At 67.2% G+C, this 5,769-nt stretch carries 7 protein-coding genes and 3 pseudogenes; 3 read left to right on the top strand and 7 right to left on the bottom strand.

The genetic code is table 11. The annotated features are described in order from the left end of the window. The 3 genes and pseudogenes from G3I42_RS07915 to G3I42_RS07905 all read left to right on the top strand — a co-directional run. Positions 1–608, top strand: a pseudogene (locus tag G3I42_RS07915) (IS5 family transposase); the annotation flags it as partial. A gap of 13 nt (positions 609–621) precedes the next feature. Continuing rightward, a pseudogene (locus tag G3I42_RS07910) lies at positions 622–1,170 on the top strand (transposase); the annotation flags it as partial. After that, positions 1,167–1,634, top strand: coding sequence for a hypothetical protein (locus tag G3I42_RS07905; RefSeq protein ID WP_164283707.1), 468 nt, complete (start codon positions 1,167–1,169; stop codon positions 1,632–1,634). The pseudogene G3I42_RS07910 and the gene G3I42_RS07905, both read left to right, overlap by 4 nt. A gap of 224 nt (positions 1,635–1,858) precedes the next feature. Here the strand turns inward: G3I42_RS07905 and G3I42_RS07900 are convergent, their stop codons facing one another. The 7 genes and pseudogenes from G3I42_RS07900 to G3I42_RS07870 form a co-directional block, all read right to left on the bottom strand. Further along, positions 1,859–2,371 (bottom strand): DUF4240 domain-containing protein, encoded by a 513-nt coding sequence (locus G3I42_RS07900; protein WP_239096327.1) that lies wholly within the window; start codon positions 2,369–2,371, stop codon positions 1,859–1,861. 407 nt (positions 2,372–2,778) lie between these two features. Continuing rightward, positions 2,779–3,390 carry an OmpA family protein gene (locus tag G3I42_RS07895; RefSeq protein ID WP_203606515.1) on the bottom strand — a complete coding sequence of 204 codons (612 nt, stop codon included), beginning with the start codon at positions 3,388–3,390 and terminating at the stop codon, positions 2,779–2,781. Then, a complete protein-coding gene (locus G3I42_RS07890; RefSeq protein ID WP_164283703.1) occupies positions 3,390–4,001 on the bottom strand; it encodes a hypothetical protein in 612 nt (203 codons plus the stop codon). The genes G3I42_RS07895 and G3I42_RS07890 overlap by 1 nt, the downstream gene beginning before the upstream one ends. Positions 4,002–4,022: 21 nt before the next feature. Continuing rightward, positions 4,023–4,637, bottom strand: coding sequence for a pilus assembly protein TadG-related protein (locus G3I42_RS07885; RefSeq protein WP_164283701.1), 615 nt, complete (start codon positions 4,635–4,637; stop codon positions 4,023–4,025). After that, the gene (locus G3I42_RS07880; RefSeq protein WP_164283699.1) at positions 4,634–4,825 is read right to left on the bottom strand and encodes a hypothetical protein; all 192 of its coding nucleotides are present in this window, start codon (positions 4,823–4,825) and stop codon (positions 4,634–4,636) included. Before G3I42_RS07880 ends, G3I42_RS07885 begins: the two co-directional genes overlap by 4 nt. An 89-nt stretch (positions 4,826–4,914) precedes the next feature. Further along, positions 4,915–5,562: a response regulator transcription factor gene (locus G3I42_RS07875; protein ID WP_164283697.1), complete on the bottom strand. Its 648-nt coding sequence runs from the start codon at positions 5,560–5,562 to the stop codon at positions 4,915–4,917. Then, positions 5,543–5,769 (bottom strand): annotated as a pseudogene (locus tag G3I42_RS07870) (hypothetical protein); the annotation flags it as partial. The gene G3I42_RS07875 and the pseudogene G3I42_RS07870, both read right to left, overlap by 20 nt.

The raw sequence follows: 5,769 nt of genomic DNA, 5'->3' as shown, positions 1-5,769 counted from the left end.
CTGCTGGCTCATGTCCAGCAGCACTCGGACGCGGTGGGTGAGGTCGACTGGACGCTGGTCTGCGTGGACTCGACGACGGTGCGGGCGCATCAGCACGCGGCCGGGGCCCGAAAAAGGGGCAGGTCCGGCCCGGTGAGGCGATCGGCCGGTCCCGCGGCGGGCTGACCACGAAGATCCACCTCGCCTGCGACGGGAACGGCCGCCCGCTGGCCTTCACCCTGACCGCCGGGAACGTCAACGACTGCACCCAGTTCGAAGCCGTCATGGCCGGCATCCGCATCAACCGGCCGGGCCCGGGCCGCCCCAGGACCCGGCCCGAACGCGTCGCGGCGGACAAGGGCTACTCGTCCCGGAAAATCCGCGCCTACCTTCGCAAGCGAGGCATCAAGAGCACGATCCCGGAACGACTCGACCAGATCAACGGCCGCCTCAGCAGGGGCGAGAGGCTGTGCGGCCTCGACCGTGCCGCCTACCGGCGCCGCAACCTCGTCGAACGCTGCTTCAGCAAACTCAAGCAGAACAAAGCCCTCGCCACCCGCTACGACAAACGAGCCCGCCACTACCAAGCCATGGTCACCCTCGCCTGCCTCCGCCTCTGGCTCCCCTGACTTTACGGACAGGCCCTAGCTGGTCGTCGGCGACGGTGCCCTGGGCCTGTGGCGGGCGCTCTCCGAGGTGTTCCCGTCAGCCAGGCCGCAAAGGTGCTGGGTTCACAAAGCCCGCAACGTCACCAACTGCCTGCCCAAGTCCGCGCAGCCCGGCGCGACGAAGACGATGCAGGAGATCTACAACGCCGAGGACCGCACCCACGCCGAGCAGTCGATCGAGGCGTTCGCGAAAACCTACGGGGCGAAGTTCCCGAAAGCCGTCGCGAAGATCACCGAGGACCGTGACGAACTGCTCGCCTTCTACGATTTCCCCGTCGAGCACTGGATTCACTTGCGGATCACCAACCCCATCGAGTCGACCTTCTCCACGGTCAAACTCCGCACCAAGGTCACCCGCGGCGCAGGCAGCCCCGCGGCCGCCCTCGCGATGGTGTTCAAGCTGGTCGAGTCCGCTCAGGCACGATGGCGCGCGATCACCGGAGCCCACCTGGTGTCCCTGGTCCGCGCCGGTGCGCGATTCGAGAACGGCATCCTGGTCGAGCGCGGGGAGCAGGCCGCATGAACGTCCACGACATCCTGCAGAATCCGGACGAGCACGCCCGCTTCGCGGCCTACCTCGACAAGCTGGGCCACGTTGCCGACACAAACGAGGCTGACCTGGTCAGCTGCGTGCTCACTGACCCGGACCAGACGATGGCACAGTCCGCTGTGCTGCGGCACCTGGACCGTCGAGCCGTCGGCCTCTACCCCGCTCCCGCCTACGAGGAGTGGGCGCAGTCGATGACCCAGGCCACGATCGACCACCCCTTCCTGGCTCAGCGCCTGCGGGAGTGGTCACTTGTCCGCGCCATCACGCTCAACCTGCCCTGGCAGCCGGAGAACCTGCTCGCGTCATCCAACTGGCTCCAGCTCAAGAGCGCCGCCGGGACAAACACCGAGGCCGTCGAAATCCTCGCCGAAGCCGGCCGCACCAAGCGGATTCGCAACGCTGCCACGACCAGCCTCACCCACCGCAGCTCAAGTTGAAATCAGCTCACCCACAACTCTTGACTATTGCTCTTCCTCATGGCCGTGCCATCGCATGATGCGGGGCGGATGGGCCTTCCCGGGTGCCGTTGGAGACCTCCGCGATGAACGTGCGGTATGGCTCAGGCAGTTCAAGGGCTGTTCGGCCTCCCATGCCCGAACAACGGGCCAGCCGAGGGAAGAGCGGCGGAGGTCGTGCGGGATGGCGCCGCTGAGGACGGCTGTCACATGGCGGCGTCACTGCTCGGCGAGGTCTGTCGTGGGGTCTCACGGGGGTAGAGGGCTGTGAGCCGCGGGAGTCGACATCGCATCTCACGCGGGTCATCGAAATCGAAGACTTCGCCCATGCCTTCGGCGCCTTGTCCGAAACGCTTCCGTGAGGCTCTGTGCTTGTCCCATGCCTCGTGAAAGTCCTCGCTGTCACCGGTGATGCGCTCGAACGCCGCACTGGCGGCGTAGTCGACCTCCCCGCAGAAGAAAGCCTCGTCACGGTGTACCTCCGCGGCGGCGATCACTGCCGGATGATCGGCAAGGCTGTCCGGGCAAGCCGCTGCCTTCTCGTACCGGTCGCAGCGCAGCGCGATCAGGCCGGCGCGGAAGTCCATGAAGCTGTCGTCCGAGCAGCCGCCGCCGATGAGGTAGGCGGCAGCCCCCATGTCCCATCGGTACAGCGCGTCATGCGCCTCATCGAAGCGTTCCTGGTAGTGGAGGATGTCGTCCTTGGTGCGGGCGGCCAGCTCATCGACCAGGACTTCGGCGAAAGGCTGTCTGGCCCGCCGGCCGAGCGGGTGGTCTCGATGAGGGGCCAGAACTCAGGGGTGTCCATGGCTGGGCACTCTGCCCGTTCGAAGCTGACAACGGCTCCTGCTGGGGCAGCCCCCACCGTGGTCGCGGCGGAGAGACCGGGACGACCTTGCATTCCGAGCCGCATCAGGGTCACGGCGCAGAGGCCAACCCGTTGAGTCGCTCTTCAGCGGCAAGGCCCTCGCGTACGGGACGCAGCAAGCGGGGAGCATGCCTGGCTGTATCCCGGATGCGGGGGCTCTCGTCATGACTTGCGCCGCCGCGAGGAAGCAGAGGGATCTCGTGCGTCCCAGCCCACTTGGCTGCGTTCGACTCGGTCCGCTGTGCCGCGGATCGGGTCTCAGCCGGTGCGGGGGAAGGAGACCTCGACGCGGCGGTTCTTGCGGCGGCCTTCCTCGGTGGTGTTGTCGGCGATGGGGTAGTCCTCGCTGTAGCCGCGGACCTCGAAGGTGACTTCGGGGCCCATGTACTGGGCGATTTCGTCGTGGACGATGTCGGCGCGGCGTTTCGAGAGTGTTTTGCCGTGGGCGTAGCTGCCGAGGTTGTCGGTGAAGCCGAAGACGCGGACGGTGCGGGCCTGTTGTTTCTTCGCCTCCTCGGCGATGGCCTTGATGCGGGCTCTGCCGGAGGGGTCGAGGGCGAATTTGTCCTTGTCGAAGAGGACTTCGGCCTGGAGGGCGAATTTGACGTCGGTGTTGGTGTCCTCGCGGCGCTCCTCGCCGCCGAGGTCTTCGACGACGGACTTGATGTCGAGCACTTTGGCGGGGGCGAGTTGGGCGCCGTCGGCGAGGCGGAGCCCTGGGCTGCTCGAATCGACGTCGGGGGGCGGCGAGGTGGTCACACTCCCCGGCGGCACGGTGGGCCCGTCATCGGCCCCCGCCACACCCCCGGGCAGCCCGAACACCAGCACCGCCGAAGCGACCACCACGGCCCGCCCCCGCACCCGCGCCATCACCGCGCCTCACTGAGCGGAATCTCGGCGGGCGGCATACTCCCGACCTGAAAGGTGACCTTCTTGGTGGAGGCAGGAGGAGCGGGAAACTGAGCAAACCAGTCCGCGCTCTGACCTTGCCGGAGAGCGGAATCGAATTTAGTACAAAGACACTTACCGGAGGTATCTCGCAAAATCAAATACCTCTTCTTCCCCTCTTGGTCCACCAGGGAGGCCCCCGCCAACGAGCCGCCGTTGTTGCGGAGTTCGTTCTCGTCGCTCTTCCAGTCGGCGCCGACCCAGGAACGACTTCCGGAATTCGTCACATTGCCTTCCACCGTGACGTAACCGCCCTTGTCCCTGACCGCGCTCTTGACGACCACGACAAGGTCGGAGTTCCGAAGCTCAGCCAATGTCCCCGAGTCGACGCCATCGGGGGGCGAGGCGGACGCAGATCCCTCCGTCGCGGAGGAGCCAGGCTCGGCCGAGGAAGGAGCCTCGGCTTGAGTGTTCTTCTCACTCTCCGTCTTCGACTCGGAGTCGCTGCTGCATGCAACCACCCCGCCGAGCAGTACCCCCAAAGTGAGGCCCAGGCCAATAATTCGGCTCGTCAGCAACGACCGTTCCATCATCCGGGATCGCTCCAAATCACTTCACTTGATCAAGCGCACCGCAAAGAGATCATTCACCTGCTCGAAGGGACCTTGCTCCAGCTCGGCAGGATCGATGACAACCGACTTTCCCGCCCTGCACCGCAAAGTCACGGTTTCCCCGCTCTCGGGAGCCTCTCCATCCAATTCGCAGAGCGGCATCAGTCCCGCAGTCGCCGTGGCCGTCGCATGCCGGCCTTCGACGCCCGGGACGACACTGTGCGCCAGCCCCTTGTCTCCGCGCACTGTCACAGCAAAGTCCGGGTAACCGTCCCGAGAACCGACAGCGACATCACCGACGACGGACGCCTGATTGGCTTCAGCTAACTGCTGAGCGGCCTGCCGCATACCTGGGTGGGCTATCTGAACCGCCGCAGAAAGGTACGCATCAAGATCGCCGTCGCCTGAAAGCGCGAGCAGGAAGTCCCTCACCAGGTCTTCACGAGCTTCCCTCGCTGCCGCGAGCGCAGCCGCATCCGCCGCGCTCTGGGTGGAGTTTCGCGCGACCGCGGCCTGCGCAAAGGCGAAGAACGCGAAGGCCACGAAGAGAATGATGCCCGTTGCCCAGACAAAGAGGGGAAGGACCTGTCCCTCGTCTTTCGCCGATGCCCCGATCAACCACCCACGACGTCTGAGACGGCATCGTTGATCGCCCCCGAGATCAGCCCGTCCAGCCCCAGCTGGTCGATCAGCACGAAGATTCCCGCGATGATGATCAGCAACCCCGCGTACTCCACGAAACCCGCGCCGTCGTCCCTGCGGAGCTTGGTGAGGAGGGTGGGGAGCCAGGTGGTGGGCTTGGGCATGGTGGTCTCCCGGGTGGGCCGGTGTGGTGGTGTGACCGTAGGGCGACGGAGGGTGGTGGGGGGAGGGTCCGTGGGCCCAAGGGGGGAGGTCAGGCATGGGGGCCTCCCAGGGCGGGGTGGGCCGTGCCGAGCCAGCGGGCTATGGCCTCGCTGCGGGTGGTGGTCTGGAGTTTGGCGAAGATGCGGTTGATGTGGTTCTTCACCGTCTTCTCGGTGATGAAGCACGCCGCCGCGATCTGCCGGTTGTTCAGCCCCGCCGCGATGAGGTTCATGACCTCTTCCTCCCGTGCGCTCAGCGGTCCGCCCCACGAGGGTCGCACGGATGATTGCTTTTGCGAAGGGGCTGGCATGGGCGGGGTTCCGGCACGTAAGTGACGTACTGCTCCGACCAGTTGGGGAACGGTGAAGTCGCCGTGCACGAGGCAGCCCGCCGCCCCCAGCCGCCGCGCCCTCGCGTGGAGTTCCGCGTCGCGTCCGTAGGTGATGACCAGGACGGGGGCGAGGCGGGCGAGGCGGGGCAGGACGGTCAGTCCGTCCACGACCGGCATCCGCAGGTCGAGGAGGACCCCGTCCGGCCGGTGGCGTTCGGTCGCGGCCAGCGCCTGGCGGCCGTCCGCCGCCTCGGCGACGACGACCGCGTCGGCGCGGCCTTCGAGGAGGGCGCGGAGTCCGGCCCGTACGACGGGATTGTCGTCGGCCACGACGAGCCGCAGTGGTTCAGGCGGAGCGATGGGCATGGTCCTCGGGCTCCTCTCGGGCAGTGCGGAGGGTCAGTTCGGCGCGGATCTCGGTGCCCGGCCCGCGCGGCGGCGCGCCGATCGTGAGGCGGGCCGGGTACGGCAGGGTCGCGAGGCGTTCGCGCAGGCCCAGGAGGCCGTAGTGGCCGCGCGCGGCGAGTTCGCGCGGGCCGGGGAGGCCGGGCGGCAGGCCGCGGCCGTCGTCGC

It is taken from the genome of Streptomyces sp. SID11385 (assembly GCF_010548245.1).
Taxonomy (GTDB): domain Bacteria; phylum Actinomycetota; class Actinomycetes; order Streptomycetales; family Streptomycetaceae; genus Streptomyces.
The sequence above is the reverse complement of the archived record's forward strand: the minus strand, read 5'-3'. Positions and strand labels throughout refer to the sequence as shown.

Bases quoted from the DNA above. Each gene is read 5' to 3' on its own strand.
- G3I42_RS07905 (WP_164283707.1), top strand. From the start codon at position 1,167: ATGAACGTCCACGACATCCTGCAGAATCCGGACGAGCACGCCCGCTTC.
- G3I42_RS07895 (WP_203606515.1), bottom strand. From the start codon at position 3,390: ATGGCGCGGGTGCGGGGGCGGGCCGTGGTGGTCGCTTCGGCGGTGCTG.
- G3I42_RS07890 (WP_164283703.1), bottom strand. From the start codon at position 4,001: ATGATGGAACGGTCGTTGCTGACGAGCCGAATTATTGGCCTGGGCCTC.
- G3I42_RS07880 (WP_164283699.1), bottom strand. From the start codon at position 4,825: ATGCCCAAGCCCACCACCTGGCTCCCCACCCTCCTCACCAAGCTCCGC.
- G3I42_RS07875 (WP_164283697.1), bottom strand. From the start codon at position 5,562: ATGCCCATCGCTCCGCCTGAACCACTGCGGCTCGTCGTGGCCGACGAC.